This window comes from Paenibacillus sp. WLX1005, from assembly GCF_046603685.1.
GTDB lineage: Bacteria > Bacillota > Bacilli > Paenibacillales > Paenibacillaceae > Saccharibacillus.
In genome coordinates this window covers 3,266,225-3,285,517 of sequence record NZ_CP176756.1, presented here as the reverse complement: position 1 = coordinate 3,285,517, position 19,293 = coordinate 3,266,225, and the positions used below count along the sequence as shown (strand labels likewise).

The 19,293-nt window shown below is 43.8% G+C and carries 15 protein-coding genes; 8 read left to right on the top strand and 7 right to left on the bottom strand.

Going from position 1 to position 19,293, the window contains the following annotated elements; translation table 11 throughout:
• The first annotated feature begins 180 nt into the window (after window positions 1–180).
• The gene (locus ACE3MZ_RS14015; RefSeq protein WP_411342778.1) at window positions 181–1,503 is read left to right on the top strand and encodes a glycoside hydrolase family 27 protein; all 1,323 of its coding nucleotides are present in this window, start codon (window positions 181–183) and stop codon (window positions 1,501–1,503) included.
• 54 nt (window positions 1,504–1,557) lie between these two features.
• On the opposite strand, the gene ACE3MZ_RS14010 is transcribed toward ACE3MZ_RS14015, so the two are convergent.
• From ACE3MZ_RS14010 to ACE3MZ_RS14000, 3 genes are all read right to left on the bottom strand, one after another.
• Entirely contained in the window at window positions 1,558–2,517 is a 960-nt protein-coding gene (locus ACE3MZ_RS14010) for a DUF6119 family protein (RefSeq protein WP_411342777.1), read from the bottom strand.
• A 240-nt stretch (window positions 2,518–2,757) separates the two neighbouring features.
• Window positions 2,758–3,237, bottom strand: a complete 480-nt coding sequence (locus tag ACE3MZ_RS14005; protein WP_411342776.1) for a hypothetical protein — start codon at window positions 3,235–3,237, stop codon at window positions 2,758–2,760.
• Between the two features lie 132 nt (window positions 3,238–3,369).
• The gene (locus tag ACE3MZ_RS14000; RefSeq protein ID WP_411342775.1) at window positions 3,370–4,257 is read right to left on the bottom strand and encodes a DegV family protein; all 888 of its coding nucleotides are present in this window, start codon (window positions 4,255–4,257) and stop codon (window positions 3,370–3,372) included.
• A gap of 368 nt (window positions 4,258–4,625) precedes the next feature.
• On the opposite strand from ACE3MZ_RS14000, the gene ACE3MZ_RS13995 reads away from it, so the two are divergent.
• Entirely contained in the window at window positions 4,626–5,231 is a 606-nt protein-coding gene (locus tag ACE3MZ_RS13995) for a DUF1836 domain-containing protein (protein WP_411342774.1), read from the top strand.
• A 224-nt stretch (window positions 5,232–5,455) separates the two neighbouring features.
• On the opposite strand, the gene ACE3MZ_RS13990 is transcribed toward ACE3MZ_RS13995, so the two are convergent.
• Entirely contained in the window at window positions 5,456–6,829 is a 1,374-nt protein-coding gene (locus ACE3MZ_RS13990) for a VWA domain-containing protein (protein WP_411342773.1), read from the bottom strand.
• 291 nt (window positions 6,830–7,120) lie between these two features.
• On the opposite strand from ACE3MZ_RS13990, the gene ACE3MZ_RS13985 reads away from it, so the two are divergent.
• Window positions 7,121–7,627: a DUF3221 domain-containing protein gene (locus ACE3MZ_RS13985; RefSeq protein ID WP_411342772.1), complete on the top strand. Its 507-nt coding sequence runs from the start codon at window positions 7,121–7,123 to the stop codon at window positions 7,625–7,627.
• Between the two features lie 227 nt (window positions 7,628–7,854).
• Complete coding sequence (locus ACE3MZ_RS13980) at window positions 7,855–9,480, top strand: right-handed parallel beta-helix repeat-containing protein (RefSeq protein WP_411342771.1); 1,626 nt, start codon at window positions 7,855–7,857, stop codon at window positions 9,478–9,480.
• Window positions 9,481–9,674: 194 nt separating this feature from the next.
• Here the strand turns inward: ACE3MZ_RS13980 and ACE3MZ_RS13975 are convergent, their stop codons facing one another.
• Window positions 9,675–11,504: a helix-turn-helix domain-containing protein gene (locus ACE3MZ_RS13975; RefSeq protein WP_411342770.1), complete on the bottom strand. Its 1,830-nt coding sequence runs from the start codon at window positions 11,502–11,504 to the stop codon at window positions 9,675–9,677.
• 882 nt (window positions 11,505–12,386) lie between these two features.
• On the opposite strand from ACE3MZ_RS13975, the gene ACE3MZ_RS13970 reads away from it, so the two are divergent.
• Together ACE3MZ_RS13970 and ACE3MZ_RS13965 are read left to right on the top strand one after the other, a co-directional pair.
• Complete coding sequence (locus ACE3MZ_RS13970; protein WP_411342769.1) at window positions 12,387–13,604, top strand: amidohydrolase family protein; 1,218 nt, start codon at window positions 12,387–12,389, stop codon at window positions 13,602–13,604.
• Window positions 13,605–13,632: 28 nt separating this feature from the next.
• Complete coding sequence (locus ACE3MZ_RS13965; RefSeq protein WP_411342768.1) at window positions 13,633–14,958, top strand: hypothetical protein; 1,326 nt, start codon at window positions 13,633–13,635, stop codon at window positions 14,956–14,958.
• 106 nt (window positions 14,959–15,064) lie between these two features.
• Here ACE3MZ_RS13965 and ACE3MZ_RS13960 read toward each other — a convergent pair whose 3' ends face one another.
• Window positions 15,065–17,005, bottom strand: coding sequence for an AraC family transcriptional regulator (locus tag ACE3MZ_RS13960; protein ID WP_411342767.1), 1,941 nt, complete (start codon window positions 17,003–17,005; stop codon window positions 15,065–15,067).
• Window positions 17,006–17,425: 420 nt separating this feature from the next.
• On the opposite strand from ACE3MZ_RS13960, the gene ACE3MZ_RS13955 reads away from it, so the two are divergent.
• Window positions 17,426–17,839: a hypothetical protein gene (locus ACE3MZ_RS13955; RefSeq protein WP_411342766.1), complete on the top strand. Its 414-nt coding sequence runs from the start codon at window positions 17,426–17,428 to the stop codon at window positions 17,837–17,839.
• A 152-nt stretch (window positions 17,840–17,991) separates the two neighbouring features.
• Here ACE3MZ_RS13955 and ACE3MZ_RS13950 read toward each other — a convergent pair whose 3' ends face one another.
• On the bottom strand, window positions 17,992–18,582 hold the full coding sequence (locus tag ACE3MZ_RS13950) for a hypothetical protein (protein WP_411342765.1): 591 nt from the start codon (window positions 18,580–18,582) through the stop codon (window positions 17,992–17,994).
• Between the two features lie 194 nt (window positions 18,583–18,776).
• Between ACE3MZ_RS13950 and ACE3MZ_RS13945 the strand changes: the two genes are divergently transcribed.
• Complete coding sequence (locus ACE3MZ_RS13945; protein WP_411342764.1) at window positions 18,777–19,025, top strand: hypothetical protein; 249 nt, start codon at window positions 18,777–18,779, stop codon at window positions 19,023–19,025.
• Window positions 19,026–19,293: the final 268 nt, after the last annotated feature.

Here is a 19,293-nt window from a genome sequence, read left to right as displayed (position 1 = left end):
GATGCGGTATACTCATCATGTATCGCCTGCTCCAGACTATGACTGAAAATATAACAGCTACGGAGCTGCTTGCGTGTTCGATATCTTTCAAATAATTGAACTTGTCGTTCACAAAAGGTATGATCGAAGCAGAAATAGAATCGAAATACCAATATACGTAGCAGATGAGGAGTGTGCAGAATGCAACATCATCAATGGGCATACGTTCCGCCGCTAGGTTGGAACAGCTGGGATTGTTACGGAGCAGCCGTACGCGAAGAAGAGATTCGTGGCAATGCCGAATATATGGCGAATCATTTGAGAATGTTCGGTTGGGAGTACATAGTAGTAGATATTCAATGGTATGAACCGGATGCAGTATCCTCTGCATACCGACCGTTCGTACCACTGGAAATGGATGCGTATTCGCGTCTGCTGCCAGCAGTGAACCGTTTCCCTTCGGCAGCAGATGGACAGGGGTTTAAGCCGCTAGCAGATTATGTACATTCGCTGGGACTGAGCTTTGGTATTCATATTATGCGCGGTATTCCGCGACAGGCAGTGCATAACGATACACCGATCAAAGGTACGCATGTGACCGCGCGCCAGATTGCGCATACCAATTCCATTTGTCCGTGGAATACGGATATGTACGGTGTGGATGCGTCGAAGGAAGGCGCGCAGGAATATTATGATTCTTTGTTTGAATTGTATGCAGAGTGGGGCGTTGATTTTATCAAAGTGGACGATATTGCCGCTTCGCGTCTGTACGATACTCATATGGATGAAATTCGTCTGATTCGCAATGCGATCGATCGCTGCGGTCGTCCAATGGTGCTTAGCTTGTCGCCAGGCCCTGCACCGCTTGCATACAATCAGCCATTTCGTGAGAACGCCAACATGTGGCGTATCACCGATGACTTCTGGGATCGTTGGGAGCTGCTATATGAGATGTTTGAGCGCTGCGAACAGTGGGCACAGTTTGTCGAGCAGGGCAGCTGGCCAGATTGTGATATGTTGCCGCTTGGTCATATCGGCATTCGTTCTGTAGATGGCGGGGGAAGTGACCGCTGGACGCGTTTTACCGAGGATGAGCAGTTGACGATGATGACATTGTGGGCAATCTTCCGTTCACCGCTGATGTTTGGCGGCGAACTGCGCGACAATGACGCGTGGACAATGTCGCTGTTGACCAACGACGAAGTGCTGGAAGCGAACCGCTCCGGTCGGTATGCCCGTCAGGTGTACCGGGATGAGTATGACCGGATTGTCTGGACGTCCGAGAATGCGACGACTGGTGATCATTATGTAGCACTGTTTAACGCGAGTGATGATCCGGCGCTGGTGCGTGTGAGTCTGGAGCAGCTCGGATTGACGGGTGGCTATTATCGTGTACGTAATCTGTGGGAGCGCGGAGAAGCTGGACAGGTTGGATACGATATCGAAGTGAAGGTTCCGCCGCATGGAGCGAAGTTTTATAAGCTGAGTTTGATGGATTATGAAGATGTAGTTGTGCGGATGTAGGAGATATAAAAATAATTCAATTCAACAAAATAAAAAGAGAGGACACCTCTCTTTTTATTTTGTTCTTAGATCTTTCGAAATAATAATTTCAGGTATATAACCTAATCCTCTTATTCTAGATGCCCACTCTACAATTTCTATCTTAAAGTAAAAAGATGCATTTTTGGAAAAATCAATTTCATTATTTGGTGAGATTATATTATGAGAGTCTAATACGAGTAACATTGCAATTTTTTTGACATTAGTTATTCCATGAATCGATAAAACATCATCTTGAGTAGCGAAAATTTCAGCACTATGAAGAGACTGTTGAATACAGTAACGTAAAGATGGAGTTTTACCGATTTTAACATGGATCAAGCTTTGATGATTTACAGGATCATACAAATCAGCAAATTCAATTGATGTATAATCTTTTTGACCTATTTTTCTGTCTAATAATTTATAATTAAATTCATTTTCCAGAAAAATATTAAAAGGATATTCAGCATAAGTTACTTGATCATATTTTGCAATATTTGCTGTCTGCATTTTTCTTCCTTGATCTAAACAATGATCAGTAAGATCAAACATATAATTATAATTAGCAATTTCATTAGCTTTTTTAATTTGATCCTCAATGAAATTTAAGTAAGAAATATTAAAATTTGCCCAACGTCCTTGATATAGACAAAAGTGTTTATTTCGATATTTTACTTGGAAATCTAAAATTTTTAAAATTGAAATTTCTTGATTTGCTTTTCCTTTAGGTCTTATTTTTACTGTAGAAATATCAGTGCAATTTATAGATTTCAATATCGAAGATATTGATTGTATGTCATAAGATTGGATTTCGTATGCTTTATTATAAATTAATTCCAAACCGTATTCATTTAGGGATTCAAAAATATTTGTATCGTCAACTAAATAAGAGACTGAAACTAAATCACTTGCTTTTTTGACTTCTTTTAACAATTTCGAATTGAGATCAGCAATTTGCGGCTTATTATCTATATTAATTTTTAATAAAGTCATTCTCGGAAATGTATATATTTTTTTCTTCATACATCGATAAATAGTATAGCTCGTGCAGAATCTGAATTATTTGTTCTGGTTTAAAAGTTCCTGCCTCAAATTTAATTGATTGATGGACCGAATTTCATTTTATTAAAATAAGATTTCAAAAGGAAAGACGAATATTTTGAGTTTAATTTAATCCTACTTATGATTAGTTCATGACTTTCTCCTATTTCTGTCATTACAAATGAATTATTGTTATACTGCGTAAGTGCTTTGATTTTGGATTTTAACCAAAATTTTGGATTTTAACCAAAATCTCGAATTTTTTGCACCTATGCTATTGGAATCGTGAATGATTTCAGCAATATCAAATCCAAATCCGAAATCCAAATCTGCTACATTACTAGCATAGTGATGTCCCCTGCCTAAAGAAATACAAAACACTTCTCTATTTGCTGTAATCATAATCATGCCATAAGCTGATTCTATAGCTCTCTTTATATTTGAATTAAAATTATAATAAGGTGACCAATATTTGAGCCATTCAATTTCGGAATCATTCTCATCAATTTTCAAAAAGAAGGAACTTGTAAACTGCATTTGTATTACCTTATCATCTACAATGATTTCACTCTTGTATTTTTTTTCTTTACCTTGTTTCTTTAATTCCTTGTCATTTAAGTATTGAATAAATTCAGATTTTTTCATTGCTATTTTGAAGATATTAAATTCCATATAAATACTCCTTTTGATATAAAATTATAAAAAGGAAATTTTGGTTACTTGGTAATTAGTTTTATTATATATTATCAGTACTTCAATTTGAAACAAAAAAGACAAGAGAATTATACTCTCTTGTCTTTTTATCTAAATCGAACTAGTAGCGGTTAATGGTATTCCAAAACGCCCCAACGCACTGCGATTGTTTTTAATCCAAGCAAGCGCTAGCGTCCCCTCACCTGCATGAATTCCCGCTACCGGGATAAACGAAGCGATCTCGATCTGTAAACGTGGTGCCAGATGCGCGATCTCCTCTTTCAGCTTGAACGCGCCTTCCATATTGTTCGCGTGCATAATGCAGACATCGCGTACATGCTCAATATCCTTTTTCAAAATATCGAGCAGTTTTTGCTTCGCCTTTTTCATCGTACGAATCTTGTCTTCTACAATGACCTTACCACCTTCAAAGCGCAGCAACAGATGAATGGACAACAGCTGACTGATTACGAGCTGTGTACCGGAAACACGACCGCTGCGATGCAGTTGCGACAGACTCGCCGGAATCACGTAAAAGGACATGTCGTTGATCATTCCTTGGATTTTGTCACAGATTTCGGAAGCAGTTAATCCTTCCTGATAATACTGAATCCCTTGCAATACCATCTCACGCAGCGGGAATGCACCAACCTGCGAGTCAATGCCCATCACCTGTACATCTGCCATCTCGGCAGCTTGCAGCGAAGAATGGTAGGTGCCGCTTAGTGACGACGAGCAATGGATGACGATAATGTCGTCGTATTTGCCTTTGAGATTCTCGTACAATTCTACAAATTCGCCGATTGGCGGTTGGGAGCTACTTACTTTATCATGTTCACGCATTTTTTCATAAAATTGTTCCGCGGTAATATCGACATTCTCGCGATACACTTCATCTCCAGCGATCAGGCACAGCGGTACAATATACACATCATGCTCACGGGCAAAATCAGCATCGATCATAGCGGTGCTGTCCGTAACCCAGGCGATTGTTTTCATAATCAGATCACTACTTTCCATAGTAAGATTCAACAATGCCTTGAAGATCGCGCAAGATGTAACGCGTTTCAAAGATTGTGAGCATATGCGTATTTTGCCCACATGCTCCAATATAGATAACGGAGAATGTCATATTGCAAAATGTACATATGTACTTCATAACTTTAAGATGTAGTTATTATAACCAGATGTAGACGTAATTACAAACTTTATATATGATTATGAATACTAAATAACTTTCGTTTTGCGATTTATCCGTTATAATGAAAAGAAGATAGGTTTGCACATATTCAAATTTCAGAATGTTTTATGAACATACATATAGGCATGCACAACTATACATACGCAAATTAAAGGAGGTAGGATCAATGAAATCGCAATATCCACTGCTGGATCAGTTGAAGGACTGGGGTGAGATTAAGGTTGCTTATCGCTTCCCACGCTGGGAACAGCTGCCTGTTATCGGCATTTATATGGATCAACTGGTTGAATGGCTGGAACAGCAATTTCGTCAATTTCCCGGCGAAGCCGCAGGTAAGCTCATTACGCCATCGATGATTAACAATTATGTTAAGCAGAAGATTATTCCGCCAACCGTGAAAAAGCGCTACTCTCGCGAACATATTGCTTATCTGATCATGATCTGCAACCTGAAGCCTGTTTTGCCGATCGGTACTATTCAAGCAATGATTGCAACACAAATGCAAACACGCACGCTAGGCGAGATCTACAACCATTTTTGCGAAGAGCAAGAGGCGGCATCTCACTATACGATGGAGATGGCGAAGCAAGAAGGTCGACAATTACGCGATAACGCGGCAGGTTCGCAGGAAGAGATGCTGGCGGGATTTTCGCTAAAAATGGCGACACTGGCAAATGCGGGCAAGATTCTGGCAGAGAAGATTACGGGATTGGAATACGAAGCGGAGCAAGAGCGGATGCAAGATGACATTGCTCAAGCATGCGAGCGGTAAATTGTAGCCGATGAGCGAAATGAATACACATATACGTCATTTGAGAGAAGATAAGGCTCTGACTCATTAGGAAATGACAGATATGCTTCATACTATGCTCTAGAACATAAAAAAGATGAACACGCTCTAAGCGATGTTCATCTTTTTAGTATAGAGTGCGTTATTGAATCAATCGAACCAGTCGTATTCGTCTCCGCTTATTGATGTGGCTGTGATTGTATACATCAAGCCAAAATACTCTTGCGCTTCGCTTCCTCAATCCAGCTTGGGAACTCATTCAGTAGCCGATCATACAATTCTTCATCGCTTACCTTCGAGATATCATCCAGTTCAAAGAAATTTGCATTATCTACAAAGCGACCTTTCAGTTCGTCCAATTCCCGCAGTACGCCATAGTTAGCATTGCCCAGTCCGACAAACTGCCAGAACAGATTATAGCGCGAGCTGTCGATGATCAGCTTGGCGATTTTGCTCTTACTACTCACCCCGCCATCACTGAAAAAGATGATGTACGTGGGAATATGCACATTTGGCGCTTCTTTTGTATACTTGCGGATCACGTCCTCCATGACTGGTGGCTCGTTATTCGTTCCGCCTTTGCTGCCTAGTTTGTAGGCGCGTTCGATATAATTCTCGTAATTATCTGCTCGTACACTTTTGGCGCGCAAAAATTCCTTAGCAAAGAACCACACATCCAGTTCACCATCATCGTCAAACGCCGCTGCAATCGCCAGTACGCGTTCAAATGCTTCTTGTACGATGCCTTTTTTGTACAGTGAGTACATCGAGCCAGACGCATCGAAGACGACCGCAACACGTGCTTTGATCGGAGCCACTTGTTTTTTCTCAAGCGATGACGTGACTTTATTTTTCAGCAGATCGATTTTAGTTAATGGCACAGTCAATTTTGGTGCTGATTCTGATAGAGACGGAGCTGGGGATGACTGTGCCGCAGCAGTAGAGGCAGGCGATGTGGATGAGCCTGCGACAGATGAAGTAGCATTCGCAGAACCGGAAGCAGCTTGTTGGGAAGCGGTTGAAGCAGCCGCAGCTTGCGAGCCATTTGCGGAATCATCGGCTTCGATCTCTACGCCAAACGATTCTGCCAGCGGCTGCAATCCACCGAAGAATCCGCGTCCAATCGCCCGTACTTTGAAAGCTTCTTTGTACTTGTATACTTCGATCAGGATCAATGCTGTTTCGGATGTCATTTCGGATAGTGTATATGTAATCTGTTGTCCGCCGATCTGTAATACTGCTTGGCAGTTGGCAACTTGCGCGAACGTACCGACGCCTTCCAGCGTGGCGGTGAATACGCATTTGCTAATAGGGGCTTGCTGTAATCTGTTCAGATCTAATGTAAAGCGCGAACTGTGTTCATCTGCCTGAGTTAACCGCACCGATTGATGCGGATCGACATTCTGATTGTAAAAGATAAAATAGTCGTCAGAAGGCACTTTTCCATTCTCATCCACCATAAAACAGCTTACATCCAGCGAAGATGGTGCAGCACCGCATTGAATAATCACGTCCAATGTAATACCCGGCGGCAGGTTCGTATTTTGCCCCTGATTAAGTTGAATCTGTTCTCCAGCCATATGATGTTCCTCCTGTATGTAAAATAGAATAAGCCACTACAACAGATAGTATATCTTCTACCATAAGTTCTTTAATCTTCCACGTCAAATTGAAATAATTGTAAAAAAGTGGTACAAAAGATGCAAATAAACGATATTTTCTTTCATCCGTTTGCACATACATATACGCAATATACATTGGGTGATCCAGATTAAATATCTCTATGATTGGAGATAGCATAGCTTAATCCGAAGATGAAAAGATACAGTCGATCAAATGACGACCATTAGCAAACTAAGGAGATGCATCGTATGATACGCATGAGAATTATAGTAGCGGTTGTTTTCATTGCGATGATTGCTGGTTGTTCTGTTAACCGTCAGGATGCAGAGACAACTCGTGTTAATACGGTTACAGTAGATGAACAAACCGTTTCGAACACGACGCCTAATGATAACAAAACGGGCTTGCCTGATTCCATATCACCATATGATACTGATCCACGCCAAAGTAGTTGGCAATATACAGGTTATGTCATCGACAAAACGCAGGAGAAGATTCCGGCGATTTTATTTGTATGGGATGTACAGGCAGAGCAGATGAACGGACGTTCCGTGGATGATATTTTGCAGATTGCTAATCCTAATGTCATCTGGCTCACGACGGAAGATGTTACTCAAGCCGACGATATTCATATTGGAGATGCCATTAACGTTATACTTGCCCCGAATGTGAATACTTCCTTTCCAGCTCAAGGCAAATTGGAGCAAATGCAGATCGTATCTGATCAGAAGCGCATTTCCATCAAAACAGAATAACTTAGAAGCAGATATGGTTTATACGATAGCTGTATCTGAAAAACTTAGCTATTCTGAAGTGTAATGATATCTGATGTCATACGCACAACATTATTGATATGTTGTTATACAGACGATCACTTGCTCGGAATACTCTATTTCGGTTCTATATTCTTATTCAAGGTTAATAATGGAAGTTAATATATATTACTAACAAAAAAATAATAAAATTACATGGAGGCATTCATTTGAAAAAGAATACGAGATGGAGCACATGGAGTCTTGCAGCGATTTTAACTGTAAGCGGTATCAGTTTAGCTGGTGGAGCGCAGGCAGCGAGTTCTGTATCGTATACGGCATCAACAGGCTTCAGCTCTACGCAAGGCGCGAACAATTGGTATTACCAGCAAAAGACCGGGACTACCTACACCAATCTTACATACCAGTCTTCATCCAGTCGCTGGGATGTCAGCGGAACGTATCCATGGGTATCATCCAACGCACAGCATCCGGGCAATAGCGCTGATTCAGTACGCACATGGATTGCACCATCCAGTGGCAAGATTACCATTACTGGCTCCGTGCAAAAAGGCAGTGCAGATGGCGATGGGATTAACGCATCTATTATAAAAGACAGCTCTAGCTTGTGGACGCAAACGATCCGTAATACAACCGAAGTACAGCCTAGCGGTGTCACGAATATTCCAGTACAGCAAGGAACACAGATTCATTTTGTCGTGAATCGTGTCGGTTCGATCAGCTTTGACCATACGCTATGGAATCCGACGATTGCATTTACGGCTGGCACGTATGTACCAGATGATCGCAGTTTATCGATTTTGGACTTTGGCGCTGTGGCGGGAGATAACAAACCGGATGATACCGCCATTGCTGCTGCGATTCAGCAGGCGAAGACAGAAGGCAAGGATGTGTACGTACCAGCAGGAACATTTGAATTGAGTAATATTCTGACCGTAAATGGTGTGACCTTGAAGGGGGAAAATAAAGAACAGTCCATTCTGACCTCAACCAACCCAGAGCGCGGTTCTATTGATCTTACTGGAGCTAGCCCAGCGATTCGCAATCTGTCGCATGTGTATAGCAGTTTAGGTGAACGCGATGGCAAAAATGAAAAGAACAGTATCAGTGTTAAGAATGCAACGAATTTTGTAGTGGATCAGATTCATGTACAAAAAGCCAGTACAGCCGGCATCTATGTGACAGACTCGATAGGTGGAACCATTACGAATAATACGGTGCAGGATACACAGGCAGACGGTATTCACATGACAGGTGACAGCAGCGACATTACCGTACAAAATAACGTAGTGAAACAGGTCGGTGACGATACGATTGCTGTGGTTAGTTATGGTAAGAGTGCCAAATCTGATGGTGACAAAGGACAAACGAACAATATTCGTATCTTGAACAACGATGTGGGTTATGATTCAAAAGCGCGAGGAATTTCTGTTGTTGGTGGACGCGATGTACTGATCGAGGGTAATCATATCCAACTGACGCAAATGGCAGGTATTTATATTGCGACTGAAACTGGTGAAAATAATGAATATAATACGCAAGCCGTTGACTCTATTACGATCAACAATAACACTGTAGATCGTACAGCTCAGGATACAGGAAGAGGTCATGCAGACTTACTTGTATATGCCGGTAACACACCAATTGATAATGTGACATTTAATAATAATACAAGTACGAATGCTGGCAAATTCGGCACAGGGGTTTGGGGAAGTGGACAAGTTGGCACAATCACTTATAATCATATGACTATTATTAATCCAGGTTCAGATCCATACAAATTCGACAACGGTAGAATCATTTGGGATGGTGTAGTCAAAAGAGAAAACAAGTGATGACTATGCTTCAAAATGAATGGAGTACAAAGGTTTGAGTAAAATCCTCGATTATTAAACGAATACATGTAGAGCACATTCACAACCAAAGCCAGCAGAATCAGATGATCCGTCATCCGTTTCTGCTGGCTTTGCTTTATTGGTTATAAAAGGAATTCAGTAGTACACTTTATACAACTTTGACCTGCCGCTATTCAATACGTCTCACTCAAATGACAAGCCAGATACACCTTCATCCAATCCCCAGAATCGTTCAAATTCACCTGCAAAATCTCCTCAATCCTTCGCAAGCGTACATACAGTGTATTCGGATGAATAAATAGCTTCTCCGCCGTTGCTGCTGCAATGCGGTTCTCCTGAATATACATTCGCAGCGTCTGCTCCAACTCGGCGGCAGCATATTTGGGACTGCGTAGGGGAGATAGAATTTCCTGTACATAATTTTCGATCTCCTGTGGCTCCTGCTGTAGAAATAGGCGATTAATGCCAATATCCGCATATGTCATTACTCCGGTTTGTCTGCGACGACGGGCATACGATAGCGCACGTCCCGCTTCATTATGACTGCGTGCAATTTGCTCCAAGCCATCATAGGCGCCGCCGATTCCGCCGTATACCGGAATGGAACTATCCCTTTGCCAATGTGAAATAATCACATCCAATTGCTCTGCCAGTTGTGATGGAGTAGAAGCGGACGATGTATTGCACAGTAGCGTAATTTTGTCACTTGATCCGAATAGCAGATATGCACCACGTTCCGGTTGACGATCAATGCGAGCGATGAGCTGACGGATATGATTTTCAGCTATGCGTACATCGGTTGTATCGCTATCCACCTGCAATAGGGCGACATATAGTGGTGATTCTGCATGCAGTCCATAGCGCCGCAACCCATCTGCTAGTGTATGTGGATCGCGATGCTGCAATAGTTCATCGAAGAAGTCACGACTTTGCCGATACAGCATACCAGTCATGGAATACATATTCATCATATGCAGTAGCACAATAGCGCTTGCTTGTTCTAATATGACCTCCTCTAGCGGCTCCAATGCACGCTGGATTGGTAATTGAAAATACCCAACTAGCAACGAGCCATTTCGGACAGGATAAATCTGTTCATTGGACGATGGAATCTTATGAGAAGCAGCATCCACAGCATACTGATCATCCGTCGTCCACATTGCATTCCCGCTGGTATCCTGCTCTGTAGCGATGTATTCGTATCCTTCCGCGCTATACGTTTGTTGTGCTTCCGTATCGACAAAGCAGACCGGGAATTTCAGCATATCTGCGGCTGTCTGCACGATTTGCTCTAGCGGAGCATTGTCGATTGAGAGCTGGGTATACACGCGATGAATCTGGCTGCGTTGTTCCAAATACCGATTGTTATCTAGCAATTCGCTATACATACGCGCATGGACGATCGCAATTGCAGCTTGATCGGCAAAGCCCTGTAACTTGTCCAGATCACCCTGATGCAGCGTGCGGCTATCGTCGAACTGGTAGATCAGCATCACACCGATCTTGTCTGTATGCATACGCACGGGCACCGCCAGCATGCCATGAACAGTCAAGTCATCTCCCAGAAATGAACCTGCGACCAGACCGAGTCGCTCCTCATCTACGTTATGAATATCCTCGAATATGGATGCAAAGGTTGGGTACACCCGCGCCACCCCTTCACTGAATACACGTCCAGTAATGCCTTCATGCGTTTGCGCCCGATAATCGTAAATGGAATCGTGAAAACCACGCTGTGCCCGCGGCTGCATATTGTCACTAATAGGATCGTGCATAAGGAACAACCCGGCGGAGGCGGAAGGCAGTACTTCTAAGGCATGATCCATAATCGTAAGCAATAGCTCGTCCAGTCGTAATGAACCGGTTAACTGGCGCAGACTTTGCAACCAACGCTGATGATGCTCACGCTCGGTAGACAATTGATGACGAAGCAGTACATCTCGAATCAAATATTCCATATGCTGCTGTTCTAGCTCTGTAAATTGATGCGTGGATTGTATCACCAATTGCACATCACAGCGCGACAACATATCCAGCTGGAAACTAAGTATCTGGAAATTCGCAGTGTCACATATGGTATTGTTTGCCTTCTCATATGCATTATGATTGTCAATCTGATGTGTAACACTGTATTCATCATGATGTGCAGAATCTGGTGCTGCATGTTCTGAATTTGACACATTTGAATATAAAGGTGACTGATGTGTCAACTTTACGTCGTTATATTTAACCTTAGTATGACTTTGTTGCGGTGTAGAGTTACTGTGAAGAATAGATGATCCAGATGCAGTGTCCTGATTATTTATGAAGGCAGGAGATAGAAGGTTATGTTCGCTAATATTTGCTAAAGGAGAAGCAGAGTCTGGGTGCAGTGTTCTCCAATATTCATCTGCTGTCTCATCTGCATACCCGCAGCGCCAACGACAATCATGCTCATCCCGAAGCCACAGTCCAGAAGCAGAAGCAGAAGGAGAAGAAGCAGAAATAGATGCAGATACAGCTTCATCGTTTGTTTGTATCTTATCTATATGTCCATTCTTTTGTTCGATAAACTGCCGCAGTTTTGTAAAATCCATACGTCCACCTCCAGCACATTGTCGAATTCTGTCTATTGATATGTATTGTCAATTATAGATTTCCCCACTGTTTTATGCAAAATATTATTCATCTCCACAATGACACAGGTCTATGCTGAATTTATAATGAATGTCACTATATATAACGCTGATAGGAATGGAAGTCATACAATGTCAGTCGTGCTATAGCAAAGTTTCCATTATATTGTTGATCATTTGCCGATGCATCCATTTTCATATAGATGGATCGAACGATCGAGCAATACCAGTGAATGGGGCATCATACAGAGAGAATGGAGGAACAGAGAGATGAGTGGTACTTTTTTTCGTGGAGCTGTATTGATTGATGGACTAGGTGGCGAGCCGATTCACAATAGCGGTGTACTGGTACAGGATGATCGCATTGTCGCAGCCGGAGTTGCAGCGGATATGACCATCCCGGAAGGAACGCAGACTGTCGATGTAACGGGGAAGATAATCATGCCCGGACTAATCGATGCGCATGTGCATGTGATCGGATCGAAAAGTCTCAATATGGCGCAGGTAGCATTAGAGCCGCAAGCGATGCAAATGGGACGTGCGTTACTTGATCTGCCGCGGCTGATCAATGCTGGGTTTACAACGGTTCGCGATGTAGGCAGTCATGTGGCAGTACATATTCGCGATCTGATCCGCGAAGGTGCGTATGAAGGACCGCGTATCAAGACGTCGCGCCATATGCTTAGTCAGACTGCGGGCCATGGTGACATGCACATGCTGCCGTCATCGTTTAATCTGTTCACCGTTTGTGATGGTGTGCCGGAATGTATTAAGGCAGTGCGTACGCAATTTCGCGAAGGTGCTGATTTTATCAAAATTTGTTCCACCGGTGGCGTATTATCGGAAAAGGATGATCCGCGCTGGTCGCAATTTAATATGGATGAGCTCAAGGCAATCGTATACGAAGCCGAAGCAGTACAGTCGTATGTAGCCTCTCATGCGCAGGGCACGCAAGGGATCAAAAATGCCCTGCTTGCTGGAGTGAAGACGATTGAGCATGGCATTTACATAGACGAGGACGGCATTGAGCTGATGCTAGATCGCAAAGCGATTCTGGTGCCAACACTCGCAATTGTGCATCGCATTATTAAGGAAGGTCATCTGTATGGCGTACCGGAATTTGGACTACGCAAGGCGCGTGCCGTCTATCGTGAGCATATTGAGCATATGATCATGGCGCATCAAGCAGGTGTTACCATCGCTGCCGGAACGGACTTTGCCTCGTGTGCGCCAGTAGAACACGGTGGTAATGCACTGGAACTTCAATTGCTGGTAGAAGATGTGGGCTTTACACCGATGGAAGCGATTGTTGCCGCTACAGCCAATGCTGCCAAGGCGCTTCATATGGAAGACGAGATCGGCACCATTCAACCAGGGAAACTCGCCGATCTGATCGTACTGGATGTCAACCCGCTAGATGATATTACACTGTTTCAACAGACAGAGCATATCCAGCAAGTATATATTGGCGGAAAACGATTGAAATAACGGTAGATGCTCAAAAGGGGGAAATGCGATGTTCAGTCAACCGATTTATATTGCGACGTTGCTGCTTATTTTGCTGGCAGTAGGGGAATTGATCTCCATCTGGTCGAGGGCGCGAGTTCCTTCACTGCTAGTGGTGATGGGAGGATATCTGCTGCTATCATGGATGCACGTATTTCCGCAGGAGGTCATTACTAGCTCCGCATTTGCTGTCTTCGGCTCCATTATGGTTGCGCCGCTCGTCGTGCATATGGGTACGCTCATTCCCACACGTCTCATTCGCGTACAGTACAAAGCGATTCTGATCGCTCTCTTGTCAACGTTGATAGCAACAGTGCTTGTACTGCTGGTCGTATCGCCGATTTACGGTTATCCGACAGCTGTAGCTGGTGCAGGTCCGGTTACTGGCGGCATTATCGCCTACCTGATCACCACGCAGCGTTTGCAAGAAATGGGCTTGACCGCACTCGTTACCGTCCCGGCGGTAATTCTCGGTATTCACGCACTGTTCGGAATGCCAGTTGCACTGAATATTTTACGACGCTATGCGTTGAAAATGCAGCGTCAAGGCTTCTTCGATGCACCCAAGCTGGAGAGTACGACACATGAATTAACTGCACATGAATCTGCAACTGATGAATCGCTGACTAGTGCTACTCGCCAATCGGCTTCTCATCGTGTTGAGCAACAGGCAAACGTAGCAGGCAATCAGACTGCCGCTACGCAACATTTACATGCCAATCATTCTCATGATCATGAGCAGCAGAATACTGCTAAAGGCAACTCGCGCATGCTGTTGCCGGAACGCTTGCAGACGCCACCGATTCTGCTGTTGCTATTATTCCTAGGCGGAAGTCTGGCGGTGCTGCTCAACAACCTGACTGGATTGAACTACAGCATCTGGGCGCTGGCAATCGGTATTATCGGACAAGTAGCAGGCATTTTCCCACCACGTACGATGGATCGCGCTAATACAACTGGTGTTGCGATGGTCGGACTGATTGTAGTCGTGATGTCCAGCATGGGCTCGGTTACGCTAGAAGCTGTACTTAGCTCTATCGGTCCGGTGCTGTTGATCATCGTAGTCGGCGTGTTCGGCATCATGCTGGGCGGCTGGCTCGGCTCCAAATGGTTCAAATGGGATCCGCTCAAAGGCATTCCTGTCGCAATGACCGCACTATTCGGTTTCCCCGGTGACTATATCATTTGTGAAGAAGTCAGTCGTTCAGTCGGCAGAGATGAACGAGAACGTCAGGCGATTCTGGATGAGATTTTCACCCCGATGCTGGTTGGCGGATTTACAACCGTAACGACCGCATCCATCCTGATTGCATCGGTATTGATCAATACATTGTAAACTTGTGACAAATCAATCTGTAACAATGTAACCTGTACAAAGTCAAAAAAACCCGATCTATCTGCACTTGGCGGATAGATCGGGTTTTGTGATGTTTGAACAGAAATCATTGCGTGAGCAGATCCGACAGCATCTTGATCTGGTTATCGACTGCAATCGGATCTTCATAGAACAGGTCATAATAATCGACGACATGCACGCGTCCATTCTTCACCGCATCAAGATTTTTCCATACGGTACTTTGTTGTAATTCCTGCAACTTCTGGCGTCCGGTGCCTTCGGGATCGTAAACGGTTAAAATAATATCCGTGCCCGCCAGATCCGGCAGCGATTCAAACGATACATTGGCATTCCATTTGTCCGAATTGACGAATAGCTTCTGCACTGCCTGTGGGGGCTGCACCTCTAGCATCTTATACAACACCTCGCCGCCCATATTGCGGTAACCGTACACTTGTAGATTCTTTTGGAAAATGCTCAAGATCGTCACCGTTGTATTGGGCGCCATCTTTTCATGCAAATTCGTTTTGGCTTGCTTCAGCTTCGTATCGAATGCCGTGCTCCATTTCTGCGCTTCTTCCTCTTTGCCAACAAGCTCACCAAGCTTCTGCATTCGTTCTTTGAGTGGCATGGTCGTCTTGAGCAGAACAGATGGAGCAATCTTGGCATATTGGTCATAGCTTTCATCCCAGGTGGAGATGATCAGATCCGGGTTTAAATCAACAACCTGTTCAAGTGAATCGCCAAGTGCCTCAGTGCCATCGCTTTTGACATACGGGTATTCGCTGAGCAGGTATTCCGGGTAACCAATCGGACGCACGCCGAGTGTCAGCAACTCGCCGTAAAACCAATCGGTCACGATTCGTTTCGGTTGAACGGGTACGGTAGATGTACCACCAGCGTGCTTGAATTCGTGTGTAGTAACCGCAGCTGTCGAAGTCGCGGACGCTTCATTGGGATTGGAACTGGTAGTGCTTGTATTGCCAGACACTGGTGTTGTAGCCGGTGCGCAGGCGGAGAGAATGAGCGTCAACCCGAGCAGGGCGAGCATCATTTTTCCTTTTGTAGCAGTAAACATGGCATATTCCCCTTCTGTTGTCTCATGATCCGGTTGAACCGGTCTCTGTCCAGCATAAGGGATCGATGTAGGAAGCAACATGGCAGAATCGTGCATCTGTATTGTATGAAGTTTCCGGTAATCGCCGGGGGTGATGCCACGTACGCTTTTGAACGTTTTGATCAAATGAAATTCATCAGAGAACCCGCAACGATAAGCGATTTCGCGCAAATTCGCATCGGTTGTACGCAGAAATTGCTCTGCCGCAGATAGCCGTTTACGAATCAAATATTCCTGCGGAGACATGCCCTGCTGCTTGCGGAACAATCGACTCAGATTGCTGGCGCTAACATGCACATATTGCGCGATACGCCGTAGCGATACCGATTCATGGTAATGCGTATCCATATAATGCCGCGCCAGTGATACCGCATCCGGTTGCAGTCGCCGGACATCGCCGCGCTCCAATTGTTCATATACTTTGTACACCAGCTGATGCAGTGCTGCCTTGCTATACAGCATATCCAGCGGCTTACCGCCTGCCCAGCGTTCCCACATTCGGTGCAGATGTTCAGCGAAGAATAGCGGATCATCCGGCTCAAAGCCGTAACATTCACGAAATGGCGTAGCATCATGGCGTGATTTTAAGTGCTTGTCTAGTACACTTTTCGGTTCAGCTCGATACAGCAAAGTGTACAAGCCAGTACCAACATCGCCCGCACGAACGGAGAAGGACGATCCTTTGCCAGCATGAAAAAACCCAAACCGGTCGATACTGTATCCAGTACCGTTTAATTGAATATCTGCCGCTCCGCCATAAGAGAACAGGAACAGACTGGCAGGAGCCAGATGATTCGTGTTCTCTTGCTGCCCATGTAGCCATTCGTGACGAATATCGATGAGAGAGATGGAAGCGCGCGTCCATTGTTGTATGTAGTCGGCAAGTTGCTCGCGCGGCGGCGAGAAGCCGGTAGAATGAAAGTTGTTCATGAATCATGTTCCTCCTGCATACTGCTGTAAAATACATAACTCTAAGCGTAATTGAGAGTCATTATCATTTATTATATCTAATTTTGCACAGGATAGGGATAATTATTGCAGCAATCGGAACATAAGATCATCATACAAAATGCATAATTCTTTTACTGCATGTAAGCAATTGCCCATGTACAACAATACATATGTATTTTGTATAAATGAACGTATTTCGCCTTGAATCGCCTGAAATAACGAAATTTGAGCAAAAAGATGAAACGTTATTGCAACTAATTCGTATGCAGTTAGGAAGGAACATTTGACATACGAATTGATTTTGCATCTGTAGGATGGCGATGTCATGTTGGATATTATCGGCTTCATCTCATTATCGCTGTGTTGCAGATGCCCATTCTGAGAGGGAGGGGTACATCGATGGGAACGTTTAACAAGCGCAATATGTTTTTCAGTACCATTCTGCTGCTCGCAGCGGTTGTGTGGATCGGAGCGTATACAAGTGAGGTCAATCTGGAACGTGAGGTAGAAGCGTACTTGGTGGATAGCCGCCAATATAATGCCGAGGATATTGATTATGTTAAAGCCAGCTTTGGCATCAATCCGGTGCTCGGCGTGGAAGTGCATTTTACCGACGATCCAGAAGCGCGTTATTACTACAAACGGCATGAAGGCATGATTACCCAGTACAATGCGGCTCCACGCGACGGTATCGATCTGCATCATAGCTATGCGTATAAGCATAAAGAGGAAGAGGTCGAAGCGAGAGAGCATGTGCCGGTGCAGTTGGCGACGATGCCATTCGCTGCACCAGCAATATTATCCACGTTCTGAACACTTGAAAAAGATGCAATATACAGAATATAAGTCATGCATGTAAGATTCATAGGATACGCATTACATGGATGATATAGAAAATATAAAACACCAAAACACATTATAGATAGGCAGCTTACGATACACCGAGACTAATTGGAGAAGTTGTCTTATTCAATCTGAAACCCGAATACAAACGACGTATCGCCTTGAGTATACATGCCGTCTTCACTTGTCCAATAGGCTTGAAAGGTATAGAAATACGTCCCACGTTTCAGCGGTGCATCAAATGTCCAATCTCGCAAAGCAATCACAGAATCAACTGAAGCAGAAGTGCCAAGCGAAGTGACCTGAATCTGATTAGGAGCTGGATCGTAAGGAAAGACAAGTGCAATAGCCGCTCCAGATGATAGTGTCGGTAACGTTTGATCATCCAGCATTTTCGGATCGCTTGTGTAGTCGCGACAACCGAGATCGCCCCAGCAATAGGAACTTTGGGCAACCGGAATGTCCATTTCGCCTGCATGGACGACAAGTGAAGGAAGTTCATTTGGCTGCAATGGTTGAAGCTGTTGAGAAGGTGGAAGCGGTGAAGATGGAAGAGAAGAAGAGTCTGTAGCAGATACAGGTTCTTCTTCTTTTGCATGTAGGGGTGTAAAAGAATCATCTCCGCCAGATTGTGTATGGCTCGCCGAACAGCCTGTGGAGACTAGCATAGTAATCAACAGTAACGATACAAAGCGTTGTTGTAATATTCGCATATCATCATCCTCCTGCTTAGTACACACATAAGATATCCATATTGTTCCATCTAATTGTGGTGTATAAAAAATGTATATGGGTTTAGAGAGAGCAATCATGCAGAACATAACAGATAGACGTATCGTTTTCCGTTTATTTACAATTGAGTTATAATTACAATCGTATCGTAATTACATAGAATATGGAGGTCATCATGAGTAGATTTGAACAGCAACTGGTGAAGTATATGACGTACGGATTCGTAGCAGGGTTATTGTATTCGTTTCTGACGAAACGGACTATTTCGATGCCTGCTTCTACGCCGGGAGCAAGTATACAGATGCAGGTATCTATGGATGAATACGTGATGGATTGTCTATTCAATGCCGCGCTATTCAGCGTATTGGTCGGTGCATTCTTTGCCATTTGCTATGCCGCCAGCAAATGGATGAAGCCGCAGTGATCTAACCGTATAAGCAGTAATGAACAGGACAGATGAATAAAAGAAGCCAACCAGATAGCTCATTTAGCTATATAAGATTGGCTTCTTTTTGTTTGAAAAACATTAAAATAAATATAATTCATACATAAATTAGAAAATAACTATTCCCATAATAGTCCAAACGATGTATGATGTAGGAAAATAATTCATTTATTTACCTCTTATGGCACCTGCCGATATACCTATACATTAAAATTCATACCTGTCAGTATTCCAGAAGCACTGGAAA